Raw genomic sequence first — 23,939 nt, 5'->3', positions numbered from 1 at the left:
TATATGGGTCCTTTTTATAATGGCTAATATTATAGCGTTTATCCACGCTTATAAGTTTACACATTTTATAGAGAGCGGATCAATAAAAACAAAAAGCCCTGAAAAGCTATCCTCTCTTGAAAAAGTAAAAACGTTACTTCTCGGAGTCCATAACCCGAAACCAAAAAACACAAAATATCCACCTCAAAAATATCAAACCATAAAATTAAAAAGTAATAAGAAAATTGAATGTTGGTTAATTAAAAACGAAAAAGCTAAAGGAACAATTATTCTGTTTCATGGATATGGTGCTGAAAAATCTTCAATGATCGATAAATCAAATGAATTTATAAAACTTGGTTTCAGCACAATGCTTGTTGACTTTATGGGAAGTGGAAATTCAGAAGGAAACCAAACCACAATTGGCTATAAAGAAGCTGAAGAAGTAAAAACTTCTTTTGATTACATTCAGCAAACAGGTGAAAAAAACATCTATTTATTTGGTACTTCCATGGGAGCAGTTGCCATCATGAAATGTCTCAATGATAACCCAATCAAACCAAAAGGAATAATCATTGAATGTCCATTTGGATCTATGTACAAAACAGTTTGCGCAAGATTTATAAAAATGAAGGCACCTACTTTTCCTATGGCAGGTATTTTACTATTTTGGGGCGGCATACAAAATGGATTTTGGGGATTTAGCCATAATCCAACAGAATATGCAAAAAATATAACCTGTCCTGCCTTACTACTTTATGGAGAAAAAGATAAAAGTGTAAGCCTGGAAGAAATCAATCAAATATATAAAAATCTAAAAGGGTTTAAAAAATTACATATTTATAAAGAAACCGGACATGAAAATTACTTAATAAAAAACAAAGCAGAATGGATTGGAAACATTTCTGATTTTCTAAAAAAGCAATAAAATGAAAATCCAGTAAACAATTCAATAAATTGTGTAAGCATTTTTCGCGATGATTAAAATAACTTTACAATACTAAAAAACCAGTTTTATGAAAAAGTTATATTACACATCCAATATCCTTCTTTTACTAATCTTAGTTTTGTTAGGTTCATGCAAAAAAAATGAATCGACTGAAACGACCGTTAAAGCAAAACCAAAAAAAACAATAGAGCATATAAAACCAAAATCTGTTTCGTATCACTTCGAAAAAACGAAAGAATGGCTCAAAACAAATAGTTCTGACAGCACTAAACTTCGTATTGCATATGCTATAAACAGAACAGATAAAGCCAATTTTGCTAAATTAGATTCTGTTGTTATTCCTGCCGATTTTACCGGAGATATCGTTTATTATCTTCCGTTTCCGTTGCATGTAAATGCTTTAGAAGAAGTTTCGAAAGTTATTATCTTCTCTTATCCAACTCAGGCATTTGCTGCTTATGAGAACGGAGAACTGGTTTATACAGGCCCAACCAATATGGGAAGAAAAAAAGACCCTACTCCAACCGGATTATTTTTTACCAACTGGAAAGCCGAAAAAACAACCAGTACTTTTAATGACGAATGGGACTTGAAATGGAATTTTAATATCGAAAATAAATTAGGTGTTGGTTTTCACGAATATGCATTACCAGGTTATCCAGCCTCACATTCTTGTCTAAGATTACAGGAAAATGATGCCAAGTACCTTTATAAATTTGCTGATGAGTGGATCTTAAAAGACAAGGAAAATGTAAAAGTAAAAGGAACACCGGTTATTGTTTTTGGAAGCTATAATTTTGACGGACCAAAACCATGGTTTGCATTAGTAAAAGATCCAAAAGCATTGGATATCCCTGAAGCTGAAATAGAAACCCAAGTAAAACCTTTTATACAAAAAATTTTAGAGAATCAAAAAGTGAGAGAAGCTGAACAAACCACTACTCCATAAAAATATTGTTATCCAAGGAAAAGCTGCTGGTATAATTTTACGAATTGTATTAGCAGTTTTTTTATGTTTTTTTACGTTTTTTTATGCCACGAAGACACGAAGTCACAAAGTTTACAATTTAGCCTCAAATAAATTCGGCTAAAGCCTTTGCCTCTCGATTCTAGCAATCTCCAGCTGAAGCTGGAGGCTATTCAAAACCCCGCGTAAACGCATCGGCGTGCGTCTCTACATAACCTTTTCCTCCTCTGTCCCTTTGACCTTCCCCTTTGCTTCTTTGAACCTTTGAACCTTTGAACCTTTGAACCTTTGAACCTTTTTTTATAATAAATAAGCGAACGTTCATTTATTATTTATATCTTTGTGCCATAATTAATTTAAATTATGAGAACCAGAGACAATAATAAAGAAGTAATTGTAAAACAAAAAGCTCTTGAAATGCTGGTTTCACAAGGCGTAGAAGGTTTTGGAATGAATCGATTGGCAAAAGAATGCGGGGTTTCTGTGGCAACACTTTATATCTATTACTCGGATAAAGAAGATCTGATCCGGAAAATTGGAATTGAGATTGGCAAAAATTTCTTCGAAGAAATGTTAGTCGGATTTTCGCCCGAAATGTCTTTTGTTGATGGTTTACGAAAGCAATGGGACAACCGCTCTAAGTTTGCTATTAACTTTTCCTTGCAAACTACTTGTTTTGAACTTCTAAAACATTCTACTTATGGTGATGCTATTTTAGCAGAAATCACAACAGACTTTAAAGAGCAAATGACAAAATTTATCACGAAAGCTATCGCAAAAAAAGAACTCCTCCCTATTACATTCGAAGTATTCTGGAGCATTGCTTACGGATCTCTTTACTCGCTTTTAGAACTTCACAGAGAAGGCAAATCAATGTCAGGAAAACCTTTTGTGTTTACTGAGGAAATTAGAGATGAGGCTTTCAATTTGGTTATAAAAGCTTTGACTCCTTAAACAAAATCAAATAGCAATTACAAAATTCAATGTCAATTGTAATAACAATATCAAATAAAAATCAAATGAATACTTCACTTATAAAAAATAAAAAGATCGCCATTATTGGTGGCGGCCCTGTTGGATTGACAACAGCAAGAATTTTACAAATTAATAATGCTGATGTAACTGTTTATGAAAGAGACCTAAATGCTCAGGCCAGAACTTCGGGCGGAACATTAGACATACACTCAGATTCAGGACAAAAAGCGATTCAAAAAGCTAATTTAATGGAAGAGTTTTATCGCTATGCAAGACCAACCGGAGAAAAAATGGCTGATATGCACGGAAACATCACTTCGGAAGAAATGCCTACTGAAGAGAATGCTTATTCAAGACCAGAAATCGACAGAAACGATTTGAGAAAAATCATGCTGGAAAATCTAAAGGAAAATACTGTAGTTTGGGACAGCCAATTGACTGAAATTCAGAAAATCGACGAACAATATCATCTGGAATTTAAAAACGGGAATAAAGCTATTGCTGATTTTGTTATTGTTGCCAATGGCGGAAGATCGAATGCCAGAAAATTTGTGACGGATAAAGAACCTCAACTTTCAGGAACTTATATTATTCAGGGAGAAATTGAAAATCCGGATCGTGATTATCCTGAATTCAAACTTAAGTACGGCGACGGAAACGTAATGGCAATGGGAGAGAAAAAAATGTTTTACACGCATACTTTACGTGATGGATCTGTACATTTTGGCGTCTCTTTTAAAGCTGATGAAAACTGGGTTTTAAACAACGGACTTGATTTTAAAGACAATTCTTCCGTAATTGCTTTTCTGAATAAAAAATTTGAGAACTGGAATGAGGATTACAAAAAATTCTTTGCCGCTGCCACAGATTTTACAGGATTACCATTGCGCTTGTTCTCTTTAGAAGAACCCTGGAAAAAACATTCAAACATCACTCTTGTCGGTGATGCAGCACACTTAATGCCTCCATTTGCCGGAGAAGGTGTAAATATGGGGTTAATGGATGCATATCAATTAACTGAAAATCTGACTAATGAAAAATTTACTGATATTCAATCGGCTATTGATGATTATGAAGAAAAAATGTTTGGTTATGCCTTAGAAGCACAACATACTACTTATCAAATGGAAAAATTACTACATTCTGATGTGACCACTGAGAAAATTTTGAATAGTCGTGGCGGAGTTTAATAATTTTCTTCACTAAACAAAATAGTATTAAGAAACGAATTAACCTAGCCCCGATAGAAGTGAAAATCCTTTTGTGGCGGGGTTCGCCACAAAAGATTGAAACGGATAGCGGGATTAGCTCCTAAAAAAAATATTTTAGAATAGAAATCGGAATGACAAAAAAATAAATAGGACAAAAAAAAGGCGTAAGAATCAAACTCTTACGCCTTTTATTTTTATATCAAAAACTAAAAATTATCTTGAATAATTTGGAGCTTCTTTTGTAATGGTAACGTTGTGTGGATGACTTTCTGTGATTCCGCTTGACGTGATTCTAACAAAACGTCCTGTTTCCTGTAAAGTCGGGATATCTTTTGAACCACAGTATCCCATTCCGGCGCGAAGACCTCCAACGAATTGAAGCATACTTTCGTTTAATTCTCCTTTGTAAGGAACACGACCTACAATTCCTTCCGGAACTAATTTTTTAACATCGTCTTCAACATCCTGAAAATAACGGTCTTTAGATCCTGTTTGCATTGCCTCAACAGAACCCATTCCGCGGTAAGATTTGAATTTTCTTCCTTCGAAGATAATCGTTTCTCCCGGAGATTCTTTTGTTCCTGCTAATAAAGATCCTAACATTACACAGTCAGCACCTGCAGCAATTGCTTTAGGAATATCTCCTGTATAACGAATTCCACCATCAGCGATAACCGGAACTCCGGTTCCTTTTATAGCGGCAGCTACTTCAAGAACTGCTGAAAACTGAGGAAAACCAACACCAGCAACGATACGGGTTGTACAAATAGAACCAGGTCCGATTCCTACTTTTACACCATCTGCTCCGTTTGCTACTAAATATTTAGCAGCTTCCGGAGTTGCAATGTTTCCTACAATAACATCAATATTTGGGAATTTTGATTTAATTTCTTTCAATGTATTTACTACACCTTCAGTATGTCCGTGAGCCGTATCAATAATGATAGCATCTACTCCGGCAGCAACTAATGCTTCTGCTCTTTGAACTGCGTCACCGGTAACACCAATGGCAGCAGCTACTCTTAAACGACCAAAAACGTCTTTGTTGGCGATTGGTTTTTGAGTCAGTTTTGTAATATCTCTAAACGTAATTAAACCAACCAATTCATAATTAGCATTTACTACTGGTAATTTTTCGATTTTATGTCCTTGTAAAACTACTTCGGCTTGTTCTAGTGAAGTTCCTTCGGCAACCGTAACTAAGTTGGTACTGGTCATTACTTCAGCGATTGGTCTTGCTCCGTTTTTTTCGAAACGTAAATCACGGTTAGTAACAATTCCTTTTAGGATTCTGTTTTCATCAACGATTGGAATACCTCCGATCCCGAATTCTTTCATTGCATTTTTTGCATCTGCAATAGTTGAATTCATTGGTAAAGTTACCGGATCGATAATCATTCCTGATTCAGCACGTTTTACTCTTCTAACTTTCGCAGCTTGTTGCTCGATCGTCATGTTTTTATGCAAAACACCAATTCCGCCTTCCTGCGCCATAGCAATTGCCATAGAGCTTTCGGTAACGGTATCCATAGCAGCTGATACTATTGGAACGTTTAGCGTTATATTTCTTGAAAATTTTGATTTGATACTCACTTCGCGGGGAAGCACATTCGAGTAGTTAGGTACTAATAATACATCGTCGTAAGTTAAACCTTCGCCGATAATCTTGGAGTTGTGTGCTATCATGTTGCAATTTCTAGTTGAATTGCGTGCAAATATAGTGAATAAATTGGAAACATGAATACTAACTTATTCATAAATTTAACTTTACAGGAAAAGCCTTATAAATATAAAAGCTTGTAAATTTCAATTTTTTAAAATTTCAATTTAATCTTCAGAATTCTGGAAAACAAAATTAAAACCAATTTGAAATGTCATACTATTGGCTTTTGAAATGTCTTTAAACTCGAGAATATTGTCAACGAGAGCATACATATTAAACTTTCCCACTGTTCCGGATAAACCTAAACCGATATTTTTACTGGAATAAGAATCGTAGGTATAAGTGGCTTTAAAGTCTAATTTATCGAAAATACTTCTTCTGTAAAAAGCAGTTAATGCTACAAAAGGTTCAACTGGCATTGACATGGCAAACAACTGCCCTCCTACTGCATTGACATACTTTCGGGTTATCTTTCCTCTACAATTGCAATCCTCACCTGAACGGGATTCGCCCCAGGAATATTGAATAGAAGAGTAAAATTTTGTAGGCCGCCAGGTCGTATATTTATTATAAAGCGTGTCACGTGGTATCGCTTTATCAAATTCGTCAAAAATATTTTCGGGTTGATTGGTGGGATCAAAACTAGGATTTACGCCCTGATAATTATAACTTCCTTTATACGTTATTGTTTCGATATCTTTGGACTGCCTTATAAACCCTAAATCGACAATACTTGCAGTCACCTGAAGATTTTCTTTAATATAATAGGTAACTCCGGCATCTACTCCTAAACCTAAGCTTCCGTTGAAAAAAGTATTATGCGCTATATCACCCGGAATACTCCCTTCATATTCATCTTTTGTAAAAGTTGCAATACCTGAAGTTCGAAGTTCTAAATTGGATGAAATGGTCTGGGTATACAAATTGGGCGTTCCTGCCGTTTGTCCTGTATAAATATATCCTGAATTTCGGGTCGATGTGGCATTGGCGCCACTTGAATACAATTTGGCACGACCACCTAAAACCAGTTTTTCATTTAGTTTTTTATGAAATCCAACGTGAAAAACAGAGAGCACCTCTGCCCTCACATTTAAATCGGCAAGATTGAATGATTTGCCAATATAGTCCCTATTTCCGTCTAATGCCAATATGGCCAGATCTTTTGGCACATACATTAAAAAATCAAATTCCTGATATGCTCCAAACGAAATGTAAGATTGGCTGTCTCTCCCTCCTACTCTAAAACCTCCTGAAAATATTTCGAGCTGTTGGTTAACCTGGGTTTTGTCTTTACTGGAAGAATTATTAATAACATTTCGAAGTTTATCGTTAAAGTCTACTCCGTTATTGGCAAACAAATCATAGGCAGAAAAACTGCTGGAACCTAAATTAGCTGAAATTCCGGATAGAACAGGAACTCCAAAATAGAATTTATACGATACATCGGCTCCGGGGTTCACCATTGACGATTGTGGAATTGCTGTAAAATTATACAGTAATTCCTTATTTTGGGCAAGGCCCGAAAATTGCAGGGTTACGATTAAAATAAGATATAGTTTTCTCATTCTATTTCCATATAAACCGTTGCGCCTGAGCGTAATTTCAAACTACCTGTACTATTTTGGTCCAATACCGGGCCAGGCGCCATTCTAACAAAAAAGGCAATTTTAACTGTTTTCTTTAAGAGATCTAATCTTTGATTTTCAAATACTTCAGTTGGATATTTGATAATGTTTGTAGTTCCTGAATAGGCCGGGATGGGATACGAATCGGTTTCGAGAACCTGATCATTAGTACCCAAAAGTAATACATCGACAGTAAAAGCTCTGATTATAGTGTTTTCAATTTCGAAGTCAAGTTCTGCTTTTACCAGATTATCTCTGAAAAACTTTTCTTTAAAGGCATCAAATTCCTGTACATCAAATGCTACCTGTCCTCCGCCGCTATTGGCGAATTGAGTGGCCGGAACATTGAAATAAGCGAGATTAGCTACAAAAACAGGTTCTAATTTTAAATCTTTGGTCTGATCAAAATCCAGGTCGCTTGAGCATGAAATGAACAAAAATGATAAAAGAAGTATCTTAGAAATGCTCTTTATAAAGTTTACTTTCATAGCTTAATTGGTATCTAAATAACAAACAACGTTATTTTGTTCCTACTTATTATCTGCCTTAAGTAAATATAGGCATTTCTTAATGAAATTTACCAAACAATTTTGAAGCTTCATTATAAGCACTTTCAAAGCTTAAAGAGTTTAGTCCTGTTGTTTTTTTATTGGAGGTAAAATAAGAAATCAGCTTTTCTGTAGGCATATTCCCTGTTAGCTTATCTGTTGCCATTGGACATCCGCCAAAACCCTGAATGGCCCCATCAAAACGGGTACAGCCTGCTTTTGATGCTGCATCGATTTTCTCAAACCAGCTATTGGGCGTGGTATGCAAATGAGCCCCAAATTCTATTTCAGGATATTTTGGAATCAAATTAGAAAAAAGATAGGTAATTACTTCGGGCGTCGAACTTCCAACGGTATCTGAAAGCGATAAAATTTTTACGCCCATTCCGGCTAATTTTTGGGTCCATTCACCTACAATTTCTACATTCCACGGATCTCCATACGGATTCCCGAAACCCATTGAAAGATAGGTTACGACTTCTTTGTTTTTTTTATCAGCGATTTCAAGAATTTCTTCGAGTGTTATTAAAGATTCAGCAATTGTCTTATGCGTATTACGCATCTGAAAATTCTCAGATATAGAAAAGGGAAATCCCAGATATTGAATAGGTTCATGCTCTGCTGCCAGAGCTGCACCCTGTGTATTGGCAATAATTGCAAGCAATTTACTTGTAGTTTGTGATAAATCAAGTTGCGCTAAAACCTCGGCCGTATCCTGCATTTGCGGAATTGCTTTTGGAGATACAAAACTCCCAAAATCAATCGTATCAAACCCTACCCTAAGCAAAGCCTGTATATAAGAGACCTTATTTTTAGTAGGAATAAAAGTTTTGATACCTTGCATAGCATCACGCGGACATTCGATAATCTTGATTTCTTTATTCAAAGCTTATTCTTTTGTAAAGGCTAAGTTAGTTTCTTTTTTAAAGAAATAAAAGTTATAATTTTCTTTTAATTTTAGTATCAAAAAAAGACACCAATAGCAGAACATTACCTTATTGTGTAATAAATTAAAATATTACCAAAAAACGTAATAAACTAAAATATTACGTATATTTGTAATATAAGTTTTATTATATTTTAATTATATTTGAATCATGACTAGCATAATAACAGGTGACATCATAGACTCCAGAAAGCAAAAATCAAAACACTGGGTCGAAGATTTAAAAAAGATTTTATCTCCGTTTGGAGCAACACCAGGGCAATGGGAGGTATACAGAGGTGATGAGTTTCAGGTCGAGATTAAAAATCCCGAGGAAGCCTTGTTATCGGCTATTTTAATCAAAGCACATTTAAAAGCCCTGAAATTAGATGCCAGAATGAGTATTGGTTTTGGAGATAAAACACATTATGCAGAAAAAATATCTGAAAGTAACGGTCTGGCCTTTATACATTCAGGAGAACTTTTTGAAACTTTAAAAAAACAAAAAGTAACGCTGGCCATGCGAACCGGCGACGCTATTACAGATGAGAAGATGAATTTAATGCTGCAGCTGGCTTTAACTTTTATGGACAACTGGCTGGCGCAATCTGCCGAATTTGTAGCCTTGGCAATAGAAAACCCTACTTTATCACAAGAAGAACTGGGACAAAAATTAGGTATCAATCAGGCTGCCGTAAGCCGAAGACAAAAACGGGCACAGTTTGATTTATTAATGAATTTAGATCGTTATTTCAGAACACAAATAAAACAACTTACAGCCTCATGATTTTATTTATAAAACTACTATTAGCACATTTACTAGGCGATTTTATATGGCAGCCCAACTCATGGGTAACTCACAAAGAAGCCAGGAAACACAAAAGTATTTATTTATATCTTCATATTTTTTTACATGGAATTCTTGCTGCGGTTCTGGTTGGAGAAATCCAGTTTATACCCTATGCTATCTTGATTGCCGTGACACATGGCATTATAGATTTAACCAAATTAAATTTCCAGAAAAACAAAACAAAGCGCATCTGGTTCATCGCTGACCAGATGGCACATACCCTGGTTTTAGTTGGCGTGGTATTACTCTATAAAGGTGAAACTATACAATTTCTTTGGTTCGATAATCAATTTTGGATTCTCATCACTGCTGTTTTATTTATCACCAAACCAACTTCTATTTTTATCAAAACTATTATTTCGATCTGGCATCCGGAAAGCGAAAATAGCAACCAGGATAATTCCCTCGCCAAAGCAGGAAACTACATTGGTATTTTAGAACGTTTATTTGTATTTTGTTTTATCCTGACCGGACACTTTGAGGCCATCGGTTTTTTATTGGCTGCTAAATCTATTTTTAGATTTGGTGACTTAAAAGAAGCCAGGGACAGAAAACTCACTGAGTACGTTATGATAGGTACTTTAATGAGTTTTGGCACTGCTATCGTTACAGGATTAATCGTTCAGGCGTTGCTTTTACAATTGCTTTAACACCTTTTTATTGATGGCTTTTATCAAAGCCGGACCTTCATAAATAAACCCGGTATACAATTGTATCAAACTTGCTCCGGCATTTAACTTTTCGATAGCATCATCTGCAGAATGTATTCCTCCTACACCAATAATCGGGAATGCTTTATTGCTTTTTTCAGATAGAAAACGAATCACTTCTGTTGAGCGTTTTGTTAATGGTTTTCCTGACAATCCACCCATTTCCGTTTTATTTGACGATTGTAATCCGTCTCTTGAAATTGTTGTATTCGTTGCAATTACACCTGCAATTTGAGTGGTTTTTACAATATCAATAATATCCAACAATTGCTCGTCTGTAAGATCCGGGGCAATTTTTAAAAGAATTGGTTTTATTTTCTGAGTACTTGTTTTTTGCTTTTCGACATTTCGGTTTTGCAAGGTTTGCAACAAAGCCGTTAGAGGTTCTTTATCTTGTAAAGCTCTTAGATTTGGCGTATTTGGAGAACTTACATTTACCACAAAATAATCAACGTGATCAAATAAGGCATCAAAACAAATAAGATAATCGTCTACGGCATTTTCGTTTGGCGTTACTTTATTCTTTCCAATATTTCCTCCAATTAAAACACCTGAATTCTTTTTCAAACGTTCTACAGCTTCCAGAACTCCGCCATTATTAAATCCCATTCGGTTTATAATTGCCTGATCTTCTTTTAGTCGAAACAAACGTTTTTTAGGATTTCCTTCCTGACCCACAGGAGTTACTGTTCCGATTTCAATGAAACCAAAACCAAAATCAGCAAGCTCTTTGTACAACTTGGCGTCTTTGTCAAATCCTGCCGCCAATCCAACCGGATTTTTAAATTTAATTCCAAAAACTTCTCGTTCTAAACGAGTATCTTTTACCTCATAAATCGATCTGATAATTGATGAAACTCCGGGAATTTTGGAAATGAATTTAACAAATGAAAAAGTAAAGTAATGTACTTCTTCCGGATCAAACCAAAAAAGTATTGGGCGAATTATCAATTTATACATAAGAGTGTTGTGTGTGTTTTTTTCGATTGCAAATTTAATTATAATACTTGAAAGTGACTACAGTTATCTAAAACTGTTTTGTTATAATTTACACACTTTTTTTCAAATGATGATCCCTATAACCATTATGCTCTATGCTTACAAGGCAAGGTCTTTTCCTGGTCATTTTTAAACCGACTTTAACTAAAAGAAAAAGAAGCCATTACAATCTAAAATGATTTTTGATTTTTATAAATGTTCTTATTTTTTTTTATAATTTTAATAGACTTAAAACACTGAAAATGAAAAACATAAAAAGAATTCTTAGAAAAACAGCACTGATATGCTTAATGGGATCATTTTTTTTGATTTCAATTGATAGTATAGCGCAGCGTCATGGAGGCGGACACAGAGGCAGCGCTACTGCAAGACCTGCTCAGTCCCGTCCGGCACACGCAAGACCCGCGACCCAAACAAGACCAGGATCTAATGGTTCAGGAATTAAGAATCCAAATAAAGTCACCAGGCCTTCTGCAGGTTCAAACAATAAAATTGGTGACCGTACCAATAATAGAAATTCAAATAATATAAACAGAACCGGCAACCGAAACACCAATATAAGCGGCAACACGGTGAACAGAAACAGAAATAATGTCAACATTAATGTCAACAATAATATCAATGTTCGTAACAATCGTAATACTGTAGTCAGAAGAAACAATGCCATAATATATACCCGTCCTCCTTACAGATATGGTGGTTACAGGTACAATTGTTACCATCCCTATTATCCTCGCCCTTACAGACCTTATTATTGGGGGCCCGTTTGGCATCCATGGGGATTTTTTGTTGCCACTTTGGCCGTCACAGCAATTGTAGTGAGTGTTGAAAACGAAAAATACCATTATGACCAGGGAGTTTGGTATGCCCCGTCAAGTGGAGGTTACACCGCTGTACCCGCACCTGTTGGCGCAACGATAAACAATATACCAAGTGGGGCAGAAACGGTCAATACCGGAACTGTTAACAATTACTATTACGGAGGAACTTATTATCAAAAAGACGGCAGTTCTTATAAAGTAGTACCTCCTACTGCAGGAACTGTAGTTGACAATCTACCCGAAGGTGGCGAAGAAGTTACTATTGGAGATGTGAAATATGTAAAATTCGGAGAAACTTACTATCAACCTGTTCAGATTGATGGAAAAAACAAATACGAAGTGGTGCTGGTTGAAGAAGACAAATAAAAACTTTACTAACCATATCAAATAAATAGAGTTTTATATGGTTATTTTTTTAACTTTATCACCTATTATCAGCAAAGTTATTTTTACTATGTTTGTAATAATTTACCCACAATTACAAAAATTAAAATAATTACAATGAAAAAGAAAACCTATTGGATTATTGCCCTATTTACAATTTCTATTATTTCAATTGCTTATGGTTACAATAGCCTTATTGCTCCAAAACACGAGCTGGCTGCAGCAGATTGTGCCGAAACGCCAAACACAGCTGAATCATCACAATTTAAGCCAACAATAGAAAATAAAAACAGGCCGGCAGCCCATAAAACACCAAAAGGAATGGTATGGATTCCGGGAGGCGAATTCTCCATGGGAAGCAATGTCGAAGACGAAAGCTTATGCAGCATAAAAGGGGTTACAAAAGACGCAGCACCAATACATCAGGTATATGTAGACGGCTTTTATATGGATAAAACTGAAGTAACCAATGAACAATTTGAAGCCTTTGTTAAAGCAACAGGCTATGTAACATTAGCCGAAATAAAACCAACTCATGAAGAATACCCTGATGCCCCATTAGAAAACTTAATTGCCGGATCAGCAGTATTTACCCCTACTCCCGCCAAAGTAAATCTAGGCAATTACATGCAATGGTGGAGTTATGTTGGAGGAGCGGACTGGAGGCATCCTGAAGGGCCAATGAGTTCTATAAAAGGCAGAGAAAAATATCCTGTAGTCCAGGTTTCTTATGATGATGCCGCCGCTTATGCAAAATGGGCAGGCAAAAGATTACCAACTGAAGCCGAATGGGAATTTGCAGCTCGCGGCGGAAAATCAGGACAACTTTATGCCTGGGGAAATACCTTAAAACCAAAAGGAAAATTTCAGGCTAATATCTATCAGGGACACTTTCCTATAGAAAAAGGAGATACAGGCGAAGATGGCTATATTGGCATTGCACCAACTGCCCAGTTTGAACCAAATCCTTATGGGCTTTATGATATTGGAGGAAATGTATGGGAATGGACAAACGATTGGTATACTGCAGATTATTATGATGTTTTAAAACAAAGTGGCAAAGTAGCCAAAAATCCAAAAGGACCTGAATCATCATACGATCCTGGAGAACCAAACTTACCTAAAAAAGTACAGCGCGGAGGCTCATTTTTATGCACCGATCAATATTGCACCCGTTATATGGTAGGTACAAGAGGAAAAGGCGATTACAAATCACCGGCAAACCATATCGGTTTTAGATGTGTTCAATAGCTGTTTTAAAAAAGGCAGCCACTACCCGGGCAAAGCGAACTGACGAAGTAGTTCACGAATTAATTTAATTATAAAACCGATTTAACGAATTGCAGTTTGTTAAATCGGTTTTTTTAGCGTGCAGATAATATTATTAGCAAAAATTCGTGAACTCGCGGCTAACTTTCCGCACCAAAGAAATTCACATTTTTAAACATACAGAACATATTTTATTAGTAGAAATTAGTAAAATTAGTTGCCAAACTTTTTTATCTCATTTTATATTTTTCATAATTTCAAGCTTCACAACGCCTAATTATTTGCTTATATTTGCTAAAAATTAAACAAATGCAACATATTATAGATCGTTTTATCAGTTACGTAACTATTGATACTGAGTCAGACCCAAACTCTAAAACAACTCCAAGTACAGAAAAGCAATGGAACCTGGCCAACAAATTAGTTGAAGAACTAAAAACAATTGGCTTAACCGATGTTACAATCGATGATAAAGCCTATATCATGGCCACTTTGCACAGTAATGTTGAGCATGAAGTGCCTACAATTGGTTTTGTTTCGCATTTTGACACTTCACCGGATTTTAGTGGTGCCCATGTAAAACCTCAAATTATTGAGAACTACGATGGAAAAGATATCATCTTAAACGCTGAGAAAAACATTGTTTTATCTCCAAACTATTTTAAAGATTTACTACAATATAAGGGCCAGACCATCATCACAACTGACGGAACTACATTATTAGGTGCCGATGATAAGGCTGGAATTACAGAAATTGTTTCGGCAATGGAATATTTAATTCAGCATCCTGAAATCAAACACGGAAAAATCAGAATTGGTTTTACCCCTGATGAAGAAATTGGTCGTGGCGCTCATCATTTTGATGTAGAAAAATTTGGTGCACAATGGGCTTACACCATGGACGGAAGTCAGATTGGCGAATTAGAATACGAGAATTTTAATGCTGCCGGAGCTAAAATTACCTTTAAAGGAAAAAGCGTTCATCCTGGGTATGCCAAAGGAAAAATGATCAATTCGATGTTAATTGCAAACCATTTCATCAACGAATTGCCAAAAGATGAAACACCTCAGGAAACTAAAGGATATGAAGGTTTTTTTCACGTTCACCATATAACAGGAAGCATTGAAGAAACGGTTTTAGAACTTATTATTCGTGATCACAACAAGATAAAATTCGAAAAAAGAAAAGATCTAATTGATAAAATTGCCAGGAAAATCAATAAAAAGTTCGCCAAACAATTTGGCGAAGATATTGTAATTGCCGAAGTAAAAGATCAGTATTACAATATGAAGGAAAAAGTACTTCCTGTAAAACACATTGTTGATATTGCCGAAAAAGCAATGCGTGAACTCAACATCAAACCGATTATCAAACCCATTCGCGGAGGAACAGACGGATCACAATTGTCATTTATGGGATTGCCTTGCCCAAATATATTTGCCGGCGGCCATAATTTTCACGGAAAATACGAATATGTTCCTGCAGAAAGCATTCAAAAAGCAACTGACGTTATTGTAAAAATTGCTGAATTAACTGCTATTCCAGGTATTTTTGACGTCACTGAAAAACCTAAAAGAAAAAGATAACAGGAGAGAAAAAATTCCAAATTTTAAATATTGGGAATGGGAAAAATTCCAAATTCCAATTATGTATAAAAACCTTTGTCAAAGTTTTAAAACTTTGACAAAGGTTTTTTTTTACGGATTGTCCTTGCGAGGAATTTTCGTCTAGTTTGTCATCTCGAACGAAGGGAGAGATCACACTCGTATTTCCGTTCAGATATTCGCTAATCTTTGTCGAGTTTATTATATGATCTCTCCTCCGTCGAGATGGCAAGATTACGGCTAGGTTGTGTGTAAACTTTTGCGAAAATATAATTGAGACTAATTTCTCCCCTACAACCACGTCGTTCCCCGCAAAGACATAAAATGCGCTAAACAAAAAAAATCCCAAACTCCAATCATACAATTGAAATTTGGGATTTATATTTTATAAAAGCTTCTAAAAAAATTATGCTTTTTTAGATAAAGCAGCACTCATTTCCATTGAAATTGCAGAACGCTCTATTTTTAATTTTCCAGACATGGTTTCGATAATTGCACTTGTATCTGCAAGCTCAACAATTTTACCGTGAAAACCACTTTTTGTAATGATTTTATCCCCTACTTTCAGGCCGCTTTCAAATTCTTTTTCGTTTTTTGCTCTTTTTTGTTGTGGTCTGATCATGAAGAAATACAACACTACAAACATTAGTAAATAAGGAGCAAATTTCATTAAATCTTGCATAGTATTCAGTTTTTATTTTTGTTATTAATATTTTTTTTTATAGTTGGGCCTTGCTTATTCCCGATAGCGATCGAAAGTGGAATCTTGATCTTAAAAAATTGTATTTTACCCCAATTACATCAAACCTCTGCCTACTTTAATCATTTTTTTATTAGCGGTAAGTTCTTTAACCAGATTATCTAAAATTCCGTTGATAAAAATACTGCTTTTTGGCGTAGAATATTCTTTGGCAATTTCTAAATATTCGTTAAGAGTTACTTTTACTGGTATTGAAGGAAATTTTAAAAATTCGCAAATTGCCATTTTTAAGATAATCGTATCAATTTCAGCAATTCTTTCACTGTCCCAATTTGGCGTTTTATCATCGTATTCTTTTGCAAAAATAGTTTCGTTCAAAACAGTTCTTCTGAACAAGTCTTTGGCAAAATCTTTATCTTCTACATCTTTATACAATTTTGGCACTCTAAAATCATCCGGATCTTCTGTTTTGATGGCTTTTAGTTGTTTAATGATATGTGTATTTACTACCGGAATATCATCAACCCACGTCAATTTATCATCTTCAAGATACTCGTATAATTTTTCATTTGGTACAATTACATCAGCAAACAAATCAATTACAAATTGTCTGTCTTCTTCAAAAGTATTCGTAGTAGTGCTCATGTATTTTGCATACAAGTCGCTTGCTTTAATATCATTTAAAAGTAAAATGATATAATCGTCGTTTAAAGACCAATTGTTGATTTTGCGATTTTCTAAAGCGATACTTAAAGAATTGCTTTCGGCAAGGAGCTGAAAAATTTTATTTTTGATAAATTTTTCGTTTGGGTTACGTTCTGCTGCAGTTGCAAGATGTTTTTTGCTTGATAGATGTAAAAAAACAGATTCTTTTTTGCAAATTTCAATTAATGAAGAAAGCATTATAAGATATAAGTCCTGAATATTATCAATACTATAAAAAAGAAACTTCTCTTCTTTTTCCAGATTATCAGAACCGCTTTGATGCATTGCATAAATGGATTGCATTACTTTAACGCGTATGTGTCTTCTATTTACCACCTTGTAAGAACATTTAAAAATTAGTCTGCAAAATTAAGGATTTCAATCCTTATATTAAAATTTAATTGGCAAAAAAGTCTCCTTATTTAGATGCCGTTTTTAGTGATCCGGAAATTGCATAAAAAAAGTCCCAGTTCTCCGTTACAGTTTCAAGACGTACCTGAAAACTGTAACTAAGGCTGAGACTAAATATATGAGACTATAAAAAATTATTTTTTAGCGTTTTCGATTTTTCTCAAATCAATACGATTTTGAGCAATTGTAAGTGCCGCTTTGTGCGTTGTCATTCCGTTTTTAACAGCATAATCAATAATTTCTAAAGTAGTATTATAGATATTTTCTGTTTTAGACATGATTTCAGCTTTACCATAATGCTCTAATTCAGCATAAACATTGATAATTCCACCAGCGTTGATTAAGAAATCAGGTGCATATAAAATACCTCTTTCCTGTAATCTTGCTCCGTGAATATTTTCGTCAGCTAACTGATTGTTGGCAGCACCAGCAATAACTTTAGCTTTGATTTTGTTTACGGTATCGTTATTAATAGTAGCACCCATTGCACATGGTGCATAAATATCTACATCAGCTGCGTATAAATCATCTCCTGTAAATATTGTTGCATTGTATTTTTGAGCTACTTCATATAATTTTTCTTCATTGATATCGGCAATTGTTACAACTGCACCTTCTTTAGTTAAATATTCTACCAAAGCTTCACCAACGTGTCCGATTCCCTGAACTAAAACTTTTTTACCGTCTAAAACATCTGTACCAAACTGGCTTTTTGCAGCAGCTTTCATACCCAGATAAACACCGTATGCAGTAATAGGAGAAGGATTTCCGGAACCACCTCTTTCTTCAGAAATACCTGTAACATAAGGCGTTACATCTCTGACAGTGTCCATGTCTTTTGTTTCCATCCCAACATCTTCAGCTGTAATATATCTTCCGCCTAAAGAATGTACGAATTCTCCAAACTTACGCATTAATTCAGGTGTTTTTTGCGTTTTTGCATCACCAATAATTACTGCTTTACCTCCACCGATATTCAATCCTGTGATCGCAGATTTATATGTCATACCTCTTGAAAGACGCAAAACATCGTTTAATGCCTCCCATTCAGTGTTGTAATTCCACATTCTGGTTCCTCCTAAAGCTGGGCCCATAACCGAATTATGAATACCAATAATTGCTTTTAAACCTGTATCTTTGTCATTGCAAAATACAATTTGTTCGTGATCGTCAAAAGATAATTGACCAAAAACAGGATCCATTTTTTGAAGTTCCTTTCCAGTTGCGAAAGTTGCGTCCATAGCGATAGTATTTATTAGTTAAAATTATGAATTTGTCAAAAAGACTTCTCAAATTTATATAAAAAATACACTTGTGCTAATTTTTTATCTTTATAATAACAATTTTACAATATAATTGTTTTGATTAAATTGCAATTTATTATACTTTTAATTAAGAATAATTCACAAAATTAAATCATTTCAATACTGAATTTCTTAAAAAAATGAAAGAATTAAGCTATTTAAACAAATATTTCATCAAATATAAATACAGTTTTTCGCTGGGTATTTTAATCACCATAATCGCACAAATTTTCTCTTTATTCACTCCAAAGCTCATTAGTAAGTCTTTAAATGCGATTGAAAGGTTTGATAAGCTCCCTGAAATTCAACAAACTTCGCAGGTGGTAGTCGACTCTTATCGCCAGGATTTAATTCATAACGTATTGCTAATCATAGCCACTACAATTGTAGCGGGTTTTTTAACCTTTTTAATGCGCCAGACTTTGATCGTAATGTCCCGCCACATTGAATTTGATTTGAAAAATGAGGTTTTTAAACAATATGAAAACCTTTCCCAGAACTTTTACAAGCAAAACCGTACCGGAGATTTAATGAACCGTATTAGCGAAGATGTTTCAAAAGTTCGTATGTATGTGGGCCCGGCTGTCATGTACACAATCAATACTTTTATTCGGTTTGCTATCGTTATTATATATATGTATAATGTTTCGCCATTATTGACTTTATATACCATTTTACCACTACCTATTCTTTCTTATTGTATATTTAAACTGAGTTCTGAAATCAACAAACGAAGCACTACTTTTCAGCAATATTTATCAAAAGTTTCCAGTTTTTCACAGGAGATATTTTCAGGAATACGCGTTATAAAAGCCTATTCATTAGAAAATCAACATCAGAATAATATGGTGGCTCTTGCCGATGAAAGCAAAAAAAAGAGCCTGGACCTGGCCAAAGTTCAGTCGCTTTTTGGTCCTTTGATGATTGCCTTAATCGGAATCAGTAATTTGGTGGTAATTTATTTTGGCGGTGTGATGTACATTAACGGAACGATTGCAAACATTGGTACCATCGCCGAATTCATCTTATACGTTAATATGTTAACCTGGCCTGTTGCCTCATTAGGATGGGTTTCGTCGATGGTTCAGGAAGCAGAAGCTTCTCAAAAACGCCTGAACGAGTTTTTAAAACTTCAGCCTGAAATTAAAAACAACAATCCAAATTCATCCGATATTCAGGGTTCTATTGCTTTTGAAAATGTGAGCTATACCTATGAAGACACCAACATCGAAGCCTTAAAAAATGTAACTTTTACTGTAAAAAAAGGAGAGACATTAGCCATTTTAGGAAAAACAGGCTCGGGAAAATCAACCATTTTATCTTTAATTTCCCGTTTATATGATGCTACAGAGGGAAGAATCACAATTGATCAAAACGAAATAAGCACGTTAAACCTAAACGATCTTAGAAATAATATTGGAATTGTGCCCCAGGACGCCTTTTTATTTTCGGACACTATTAAAAACAACATCAAATTTGGCAATCAGCACGCCACAGATGAAGAAGTGACCGAAGCGGCTAAAAATGCCGTAGTTCACGATAACATCATCGCTTTTAACAAGCAATACGATACTATTTTAGGAGAAAGGGGTATTACACTTTCCGGCGGACAAAAGCAGCGTGTATCTATTGCGCGTGCCATTATTAAAAATCCGGCAATTTTACTTTTTGATGATTGTTTGTCTGCCGTAGATACCGAAACCGAAGAAACAATTTTAAATAATTTATTTGAAATTTGTAAAGATAAAACTACAATAATAGTAAGTCATCGGGTTTCATCGGCAAAAAATGCCGACAAAATAATCATTTTGGAAGACGGTAAAATCATCCAACAAGGCTCTCATAATCAATTAATAAATCAGGAGGGCTATTATTCATCTTTATATTTAAAACAACTTTCGGAAAAAGAATTACTTTAAATGTTGCGTAATAGATAATTTTTTATGATTTTTGAGTACTATTAATTCCAAAAATGATAGAACGTATTATGAGAGAAAATGACATGTTAGAAAAAGAAGAGATTTTTTCTAAAGTATTACGAGCAGGAAGAAGAACTTATTTCTTTGATGTAAGAGCTACTAAGGCTGACGATTATTATATCACGATTACCGAAAGTAAAAAATTTACTGAAGAAGATGGTTCTTTTCATTTTAAAAAACACAAAATTTACTTGTACAAAGAAGATTTTAGTGCTTTTGCCGAAATACTGGAAGAAATGACTTCATACGTTTTGAACCACAAAGGCGAAGAAGTAATCTCTGAAAGACATCAAAAAGATTTTAAAAAAGAATACGGTTCCGATAAACCTGAAGGACAAAGATCCAGCTTTACTGATATTGATTTTGACGATATTTAGTCCTATATAACTTTTTAAAAAAGTACGAGTCCAATTTGTCCTGCATTTTGGACTTTTTTTATATATTTAAATTCTAGTACTTTAGTCGATTATTCGAAACACGCTACCTTCAATTCAAGTATTTAAAAATGAAAAAAATAATTCTTTTACTTAGTTTCATCTTTATTGGAAATTTATCTTTTGCGCAAAAAATAGATTACGAAACTAAATCCAACATTCAATACTACAATTCAGCAACCAACAAATCCGATTCTTATATCAATGAACGTTGCGTTCTGGACATTTATTATCCAAAGAACACTAAAAATTTCGCAACAATCGTTTGGTTTCATGGCGGAGGATTAACAGGCGGAAACAAAGAGATCCCTGAAGCCTTGAAAAATAAAGGTTTTGCCATAATTGGCGTAAATTACAGATTGGCTCCAAAAGTAAAAGCTGCAAAAGCCATTGAAGATGCCGCCGCCGCAGTAGCCTGGGCTTTTAATAATATTTCAAATTATGGTGGAGACAATTCGCTGATTTTTGTTTCAGGTCATTCTGCCGGAGGATATTTAGGCCTGATGATTGGACTGGATAAAAAATGGCTTCAAAAAGAAAACATAGATGCCAATAAAATTGCCGGACTTATTCCGTTTAGCGGACAATGCATTACTCATTTTGAAATTAGAAAAGAAAACGGAATCCCTGATACACAACCTACAATCGATGCCTTTGCGCCACTTTTTCATGTTCGTGCAGATGCTCCGCCACTTTTACTAATTACAGGAGATCGCGAATTAGAGATGCTGGGCCGCTATGAAGAAAACGCTTATATGGCCCGAATGATGAAATTAGCCGGACACAAACAAACTAAGCTTTTTGAATTAGACGGATACGGTCACGGAATGACGGAACCGGGTTTTCCGTTATTGGTAAATGAAGTAAATCGAATTATAAAAGCAAACAAAAAATAACCTTTAAATACATCCACGGCAATGGAAACTCAACTCTTAATTTTGCCCGGACTTGGAAATTCCGGAGATAAACACTGGCAAACCTTTTGGCATAAAAAATTTAAAAACTCTATTCGTCTGGTTCAGGACAATTGGGATGAACCTGTTCGCGAAGAATGGATTGAACGCTTAAACGAAGAAGTTTCTAAACTAGATCGCCCAACTATTTTAGTTGCGCACAGTTTAGCCGTTTCATTAGTTTTGCACTGGGCACAAATCAATAACAACCCAAATATCATTGGTGCTTTATTAGTAGCTCCTGCCGACGTAGATTCACCTCAGCATACACCAGAATCTATCCGAAACTTTTCGCCAATGCCTCTTTACCAATTATCATTTCCATCCATAGTAGTGGCAAGCGAAAATGATCCCTATGCTACTTTTGAAAGAAAACAGTATTTTGCCGAAAAATGGGGAAGTGATTTTGTGAATGTGGGGCAGCAAGGACATATCAACTCTGATTCCGATCTAAAATATTGGGAAGAAGGTCAGTTGATTTTACAGCAATTAATTAGAAACATCAAGGCAAATAAAAATGATTGAAATTAACCAATTCGTAATCCGTTTTCTATTTTAAAATCCGGGGCTAATAAAATAACATCTCCCTCTTCTCCTACTGCACCAAGTACCAGGCATTCGCTCATAAATTTCCCGATTTGTTTTCTTGGGAAATTGACTACTGCTACAATTTGGCGGTTCACTAAATCTTCTTTTTGATAGCGTTTGGTAATTTGTGCCGATGATTTTCGGATGCCAATTTCTGCACCAAAATCAATTGTAAGCTGATAGGCCGGTTTTCTGGCTTCGGGAAAATCGTTTATTTCAATTATAGTTCCGACACGAATATCGGTCCTTTCAAATTCATTCCAGGTTAAATCCATTTCTTTTTCATCTATGTTCTTTTACAAACCTATTAATTTTGTAATTAATTACCGCTAATTCTATAACCGTTTTTTTTAGTTCTGCTTCTAAATTTACAGATCAAGTTATTGTGCTAACACTAAAAAATACATAAAATGGAAAATACTATCCTTAATGCCGATCAGACTTTGAGAGATTTTGAGTTTAATCTGCACGAACAAAATACAGATAAATATATTAAAACGTCAAAAAATGTAAAGCTCTACGTTAGAGATTACGGAAAAGGAAAACCTGTAATCCTGATTCATGGCTGGCCACTTTCTAATGAAATGTGGGAATACCAAATCGATTTCCTGGTACAAAACAATTACAGGGTAATTGCTTATGACCGAAGAGGTTTTGGCAAATCATCTCAGCCTTATGACGGATATGATTATGATACTTTAACTGATGATTTAAAAGAAATTATAGATCAGCTACATTTAGAAGATGCCACTCTGGTAGGTTTTTCAATGGGCGGAGGCGAAGTAGTACGCTATTTTAGCCGTTATGGCGGAAAAGGCGTTACAAAAGCTGCGTTAATCTCATCTGTAGTGCCATTTTTATTACAAACCAGTGACAATCCCGATGGACACCCAAAAGAAAAAAGTGAAGCAACTGCAGCTGCTATAAAAGAAGACCGCATAGGTTTTGTAGATAATTTTGGCAAAACATTCTTTGGTATCAATATTATCAACAAACCCTTAAGCACACCCCTTTTAGAATATTACAGAACATTGTGCTCTTTTGCTTCTCCCCGTGCTACTTTAAAATGTGCCGAATCTTTTTCTTATACCGATTTTAGAGAAGAATTGGATTTTATAAAAGTTCCCACTTTAATAATTCATGGTGACGATGATAAAATAGTCCCTATTGAACTTACTTCAAAAAAAGCGGCGGAAGCAATCCGCGAAAATACTTATATTGTGTACGAAGGTGCACCACACGGATTATTTTACACCGATAAAGACAAATTAAATAAAGATTTACTGCATTTTTTAAATTCATAAAATCCTCAGAAAAATGCCCAAAAAAAGTTTTATAAAACTTCTTTGGGCATTTTTATTCTTGTGCTCTTTTTTTTACAGAAT

The 23,939-nt window shown here is 34.9% G+C and carries 23 protein-coding genes; 14 read left to right on the top strand and 9 right to left on the bottom strand.

The window, feature by feature from the left end:
• Nucleotides 1-19: 19 nt before the first annotated feature.
• The 4 genes from ACHRWY_RS07635 to ACHRWY_RS07620 all read left to right on the top strand — a co-directional run bounded on the left by ACHRWY_RS07635 (nt 20) and on the right by ACHRWY_RS07620 (nt 4,060).
• Nucleotides 20-907 carry an alpha/beta hydrolase gene (locus ACHRWY_RS07635; RefSeq protein WP_395353667.1) on the top strand — a complete coding sequence of 296 codons (888 nt, stop codon included), beginning with the start codon at nt 20-22 and terminating at the stop codon, nt 905-907.
• 88 nt (nt 908-995) lie between these two features.
• Entirely contained in the window at nt 996-1,877 is an 882-nt protein-coding gene (locus ACHRWY_RS07630) for a L,D-transpeptidase (RefSeq protein WP_395353666.1), read from the top strand.
• A gap of 381 nt (nt 1,878-2,258) precedes the next feature.
• On the top strand, nt 2,259-2,849 hold the full coding sequence (locus ACHRWY_RS07625; protein WP_395353665.1) for a TetR/AcrR family transcriptional regulator: 591 nt from the start codon (nt 2,259-2,261) through the stop codon (nt 2,847-2,849).
• 65 nt (nt 2,850-2,914) lie between these two features.
• Entirely contained in the window at nt 2,915-4,060 is a 1,146-nt protein-coding gene (locus ACHRWY_RS07620) for an FAD-dependent oxidoreductase (RefSeq protein WP_395353664.1), read from the top strand.
• A 234-nt stretch (nt 4,061-4,294) separates the two neighbouring features.
• On the opposite strand, the gene guaB is transcribed toward ACHRWY_RS07620, so the two are convergent.
• The 4 genes from guaB to ACHRWY_RS07600 all read right to left on the bottom strand — a co-directional run bounded on the left by guaB (nt 4,295) and on the right by ACHRWY_RS07600 (nt 8,803).
• Nucleotides 4,295-5,767: an IMP dehydrogenase gene (gene guaB / locus ACHRWY_RS07615; protein WP_395353663.1), complete on the bottom strand. Its 1,473-nt coding sequence runs from the start codon at nt 5,765-5,767 to the stop codon at nt 4,295-4,297.
• A 141-nt stretch (nt 5,768-5,908) separates the two neighbouring features.
• On the bottom strand, nt 5,909-7,309 hold the full coding sequence (locus ACHRWY_RS07610) for a DUF5723 family protein (RefSeq protein WP_395353662.1): 1,401 nt from the start codon (nt 7,307-7,309) through the stop codon (nt 5,909-5,911).
• Nucleotides 7,306-7,857: a hypothetical protein gene (locus ACHRWY_RS07605; protein WP_395353661.1), complete on the bottom strand. Its 552-nt coding sequence runs from the start codon at nt 7,855-7,857 to the stop codon at nt 7,306-7,308. Before ACHRWY_RS07605 ends, ACHRWY_RS07610 begins: the two co-directional genes overlap by 4 nt.
• Nucleotides 7,858-7,936: 79 nt before the next feature.
• The gene (locus ACHRWY_RS07600) at nt 7,937-8,803 is read right to left on the bottom strand and encodes a hydroxymethylglutaryl-CoA lyase (RefSeq protein WP_395353660.1); all 867 of its coding nucleotides are present in this window, start codon (nt 8,801-8,803) and stop codon (nt 7,937-7,939) included.
• A 211-nt stretch (nt 8,804-9,014) separates the two neighbouring features.
• Between ACHRWY_RS07600 and ACHRWY_RS07595 the strand changes: the two genes are divergently transcribed.
• Together ACHRWY_RS07595 and ACHRWY_RS07590 are read left to right on the top strand one after the other, a co-directional pair.
• The gene (locus ACHRWY_RS07595; RefSeq protein ID WP_395353659.1) at nt 9,015-9,629 is read left to right on the top strand and encodes a hypothetical protein; all 615 of its coding nucleotides are present in this window, start codon (nt 9,015-9,017) and stop codon (nt 9,627-9,629) included.
• Nucleotides 9,626-10,342: a DUF3307 domain-containing protein gene (locus ACHRWY_RS07590; RefSeq protein WP_395353658.1), complete on the top strand. Its 717-nt coding sequence runs from the start codon at nt 9,626-9,628 to the stop codon at nt 10,340-10,342. Before ACHRWY_RS07595 ends, ACHRWY_RS07590 begins: the two co-directional genes overlap by 4 nt.
• Here the strand turns inward: ACHRWY_RS07590 and ACHRWY_RS07585 are convergent.
• Nucleotides 10,328-11,362: a quinone-dependent dihydroorotate dehydrogenase gene (locus tag ACHRWY_RS07585; RefSeq protein WP_395353657.1), complete on the bottom strand. Its 1,035-nt coding sequence runs from the start codon at nt 11,360-11,362 to the stop codon at nt 10,328-10,330. The genes ACHRWY_RS07590 and ACHRWY_RS07585 overlap by 15 nt on opposite strands.
• 281 nt (nt 11,363-11,643) lie before the next feature.
• Between ACHRWY_RS07585 and ACHRWY_RS07580 the strand changes: the two genes are divergently transcribed.
• From ACHRWY_RS07580 to pepT, 3 genes are all read left to right on the top strand, one after another.
• Nucleotides 11,644-12,588 carry a DUF6515 family protein gene (locus ACHRWY_RS07580; RefSeq protein WP_395353656.1) on the top strand — a complete coding sequence of 315 codons (945 nt, stop codon included), beginning with the start codon at nt 11,644-11,646 and terminating at the stop codon, nt 12,586-12,588.
• 135 nt (nt 12,589-12,723) lie between these two features.
• The gene (locus tag ACHRWY_RS07575; RefSeq protein ID WP_395353655.1) at nt 12,724-13,857 is read left to right on the top strand and encodes a formylglycine-generating enzyme family protein; all 1,134 of its coding nucleotides are present in this window, start codon (nt 12,724-12,726) and stop codon (nt 13,855-13,857) included.
• A 327-nt stretch (nt 13,858-14,184) separates the two neighbouring features.
• Nucleotides 14,185-15,462: a peptidase T gene (gene pepT / locus ACHRWY_RS07570; protein WP_395353654.1), complete on the top strand. Its 1,278-nt coding sequence runs from the start codon at nt 14,185-14,187 to the stop codon at nt 15,460-15,462.
• A 424-nt stretch (nt 15,463-15,886) separates the two neighbouring features.
• Here the strand turns inward: pepT and yajC are convergent, their stop codons facing one another.
• The 3 genes from yajC to ACHRWY_RS07555 all read right to left on the bottom strand — a co-directional run bounded on the left by yajC (nt 15,887) and on the right by ACHRWY_RS07555 (nt 18,537).
• Nucleotides 15,887-16,162 carry a preprotein translocase subunit YajC gene (gene yajC, locus ACHRWY_RS07565; RefSeq protein ID WP_395353653.1) on the bottom strand — a complete coding sequence of 92 codons (276 nt, stop codon included), beginning with the start codon at nt 16,160-16,162 and terminating at the stop codon, nt 15,887-15,889.
• Nucleotides 16,163-16,276: 114 nt separating this feature from the next.
• Entirely contained in the window at nt 16,277-17,188 is a 912-nt protein-coding gene (gene nusB, locus ACHRWY_RS07560) for a transcription antitermination factor NusB (RefSeq protein ID WP_395353652.1), read from the bottom strand.
• A gap of 242 nt (nt 17,189-17,430) precedes the next feature.
• Nucleotides 17,431-18,537: a Glu/Leu/Phe/Val dehydrogenase gene (locus ACHRWY_RS07555; protein WP_395353651.1), complete on the bottom strand. Its 1,107-nt coding sequence runs from the start codon at nt 18,535-18,537 to the stop codon at nt 17,431-17,433.
• A 203-nt stretch (nt 18,538-18,740) separates the two neighbouring features.
• On the opposite strand from ACHRWY_RS07555, the gene ACHRWY_RS07550 reads away from it, so the two are divergent.
• The 4 genes from ACHRWY_RS07550 to ACHRWY_RS07535 all read left to right on the top strand — a co-directional run bounded on the left by ACHRWY_RS07550 (nt 18,741) and on the right by ACHRWY_RS07535 (nt 22,491).
• On the top strand, nt 18,741-20,519 hold the full coding sequence (locus ACHRWY_RS07550) for an ABC transporter ATP-binding protein (protein ID WP_395353650.1): 1,779 nt from the start codon (nt 18,741-18,743) through the stop codon (nt 20,517-20,519).
• Nucleotides 20,520-20,587: 68 nt separating this feature from the next.
• On the top strand, nt 20,588-20,956 hold the full coding sequence (locus ACHRWY_RS07545; RefSeq protein WP_029268690.1) for a PUR family DNA/RNA-binding protein: 369 nt from the start codon (nt 20,588-20,590) through the stop codon (nt 20,954-20,956).
• A gap of 128 nt (nt 20,957-21,084) precedes the next feature.
• Nucleotides 21,085-21,909 (top strand): alpha/beta hydrolase, encoded by an 825-nt coding sequence (locus ACHRWY_RS07540; RefSeq protein ID WP_395353649.1) that lies wholly within the window; start codon nt 21,085-21,087, stop codon nt 21,907-21,909.
• Nucleotides 21,910-21,930: 21 nt separating this feature from the next.
• Nucleotides 21,931-22,491 carry an RBBP9/YdeN family alpha/beta hydrolase gene (locus ACHRWY_RS07535; RefSeq protein ID WP_395353648.1) on the top strand — a complete coding sequence of 187 codons (561 nt, stop codon included), beginning with the start codon at nt 21,931-21,933 and terminating at the stop codon, nt 22,489-22,491.
• A 2-nt stretch (nt 22,492-22,493) separates the two neighbouring features.
• On the opposite strand, the gene ACHRWY_RS07530 is transcribed toward ACHRWY_RS07535, so the two are convergent.
• Nucleotides 22,494-22,829: a tRNA-binding protein gene (locus tag ACHRWY_RS07530; protein WP_395353647.1), complete on the bottom strand. Its 336-nt coding sequence runs from the start codon at nt 22,827-22,829 to the stop codon at nt 22,494-22,496.
• 135 nt (nt 22,830-22,964) lie between these two features.
• Between ACHRWY_RS07530 and ACHRWY_RS07525 the strand changes: the two genes are divergently transcribed.
• Entirely contained in the window at nt 22,965-23,858 is an 894-nt protein-coding gene (locus tag ACHRWY_RS07525) for an alpha/beta fold hydrolase (protein ID WP_395353646.1), read from the top strand.
• Nucleotides 23,859-23,939 lie beyond the last annotated feature (81 nt).

Origin of the sequence: Flavobacterium sp. FlaQc-48, assembly GCF_044007335.1 — a bacterium.
Taxonomy (GTDB): domain Bacteria; phylum Bacteroidota; class Bacteroidia; order Flavobacteriales; family Flavobacteriaceae; genus Flavobacterium.
Note: the sequence above shows the minus strand (reverse complement) of the source record. Positions and strands in the feature narration are given on the sequence as shown.

Bases quoted from the DNA above. Each gene is read 5' to 3' on its own strand.
- guaB (WP_395353663.1), bottom strand. From the start codon at position 5,767: ATGATAGCACACAACTCCAAGATTATCGGCGAAGGTTTAACTTACGAC.
- ACHRWY_RS07575 (WP_395353655.1), top strand. From the start codon at position 12,724: ATGAAAAAGAAAACCTATTGGATTATTGCCCTATTTACAATTTCTATT.
- ACHRWY_RS07555 (WP_395353651.1), bottom strand. From the start codon at position 18,537: ATGGACGCAACTTTCGCAACTGGAAAGGAACTTCAAAAAATGGATCCT.
- ACHRWY_RS07605 (WP_395353661.1), bottom strand. From the start codon at position 7,857: ATGAAAGTAAACTTTATAAAGAGCATTTCTAAGATACTTCTTTTATCA.
- nusB (WP_395353652.1), bottom strand. From the start codon at position 17,188: ATGCAATCCATTTATGCAATGCATCAAAGCGGTTCTGATAATCTGGAA.
- ACHRWY_RS07595 (WP_395353659.1), top strand. From the start codon at position 9,015: ATGACTAGCATAATAACAGGTGACATCATAGACTCCAGAAAGCAAAAA.
- ACHRWY_RS07630 (WP_395353666.1), top strand. From the start codon at position 996: ATGAAAAAGTTATATTACACATCCAATATCCTTCTTTTACTAATCTTA.
- ACHRWY_RS07535 (WP_395353648.1), top strand. From the start codon at position 21,931: ATGGAAACTCAACTCTTAATTTTGCCCGGACTTGGAAATTCCGGAGAT.
- ACHRWY_RS07620 (WP_395353664.1), top strand. From the start codon at position 2,915: ATGAATACTTCACTTATAAAAAATAAAAAGATCGCCATTATTGGTGGC.
- ACHRWY_RS07530 (WP_395353647.1), bottom strand. From the start codon at position 22,829: ATGGATTTAACCTGGAATGAATTTGAAAGGACCGATATTCGTGTCGGA.
- pepT (WP_395353654.1), top strand. From the start codon at position 14,185: ATGCAACATATTATAGATCGTTTTATCAGTTACGTAACTATTGATACT.
- ACHRWY_RS07580 (WP_395353656.1), top strand. From the start codon at position 11,644: ATGAAAAACATAAAAAGAATTCTTAGAAAAACAGCACTGATATGCTTA.
- ACHRWY_RS07635 (WP_395353667.1), top strand. From the start codon at position 20: ATGGCTAATATTATAGCGTTTATCCACGCTTATAAGTTTACACATTTT.
- ACHRWY_RS07585 (WP_395353657.1), bottom strand. From the start codon at position 11,362: ATGTATAAATTGATAATTCGCCCAATACTTTTTTGGTTTGATCCGGAA.
- yajC (WP_395353653.1), bottom strand. From the start codon at position 16,162: ATGCAAGATTTAATGAAATTTGCTCCTTATTTACTAATGTTTGTAGTG.
- ACHRWY_RS07545 (WP_029268690.1), top strand. From the start codon at position 20,588: ATGAGAGAAAATGACATGTTAGAAAAAGAAGAGATTTTTTCTAAAGTA.
- ACHRWY_RS07625 (WP_395353665.1), top strand. From the start codon at position 2,259: ATGAGAACCAGAGACAATAATAAAGAAGTAATTGTAAAACAAAAAGCT.
- ACHRWY_RS07610 (WP_395353662.1), bottom strand. From the start codon at position 7,309: ATGAGAAAACTATATCTTATTTTAATCGTAACCCTGCAATTTTCGGGC.
- ACHRWY_RS07540 (WP_395353649.1), top strand. From the start codon at position 21,085: ATGAAAAAAATAATTCTTTTACTTAGTTTCATCTTTATTGGAAATTTA.
- ACHRWY_RS07525 (WP_395353646.1), top strand. From the start codon at position 22,965: ATGGAAAATACTATCCTTAATGCCGATCAGACTTTGAGAGATTTTGAG.
- ACHRWY_RS07550 (WP_395353650.1), top strand. From the start codon at position 18,741: ATGAAAGAATTAAGCTATTTAAACAAATATTTCATCAAATATAAATAC.
- ACHRWY_RS07590 (WP_395353658.1), top strand. From the start codon at position 9,626: ATGATTTTATTTATAAAACTACTATTAGCACATTTACTAGGCGATTTT.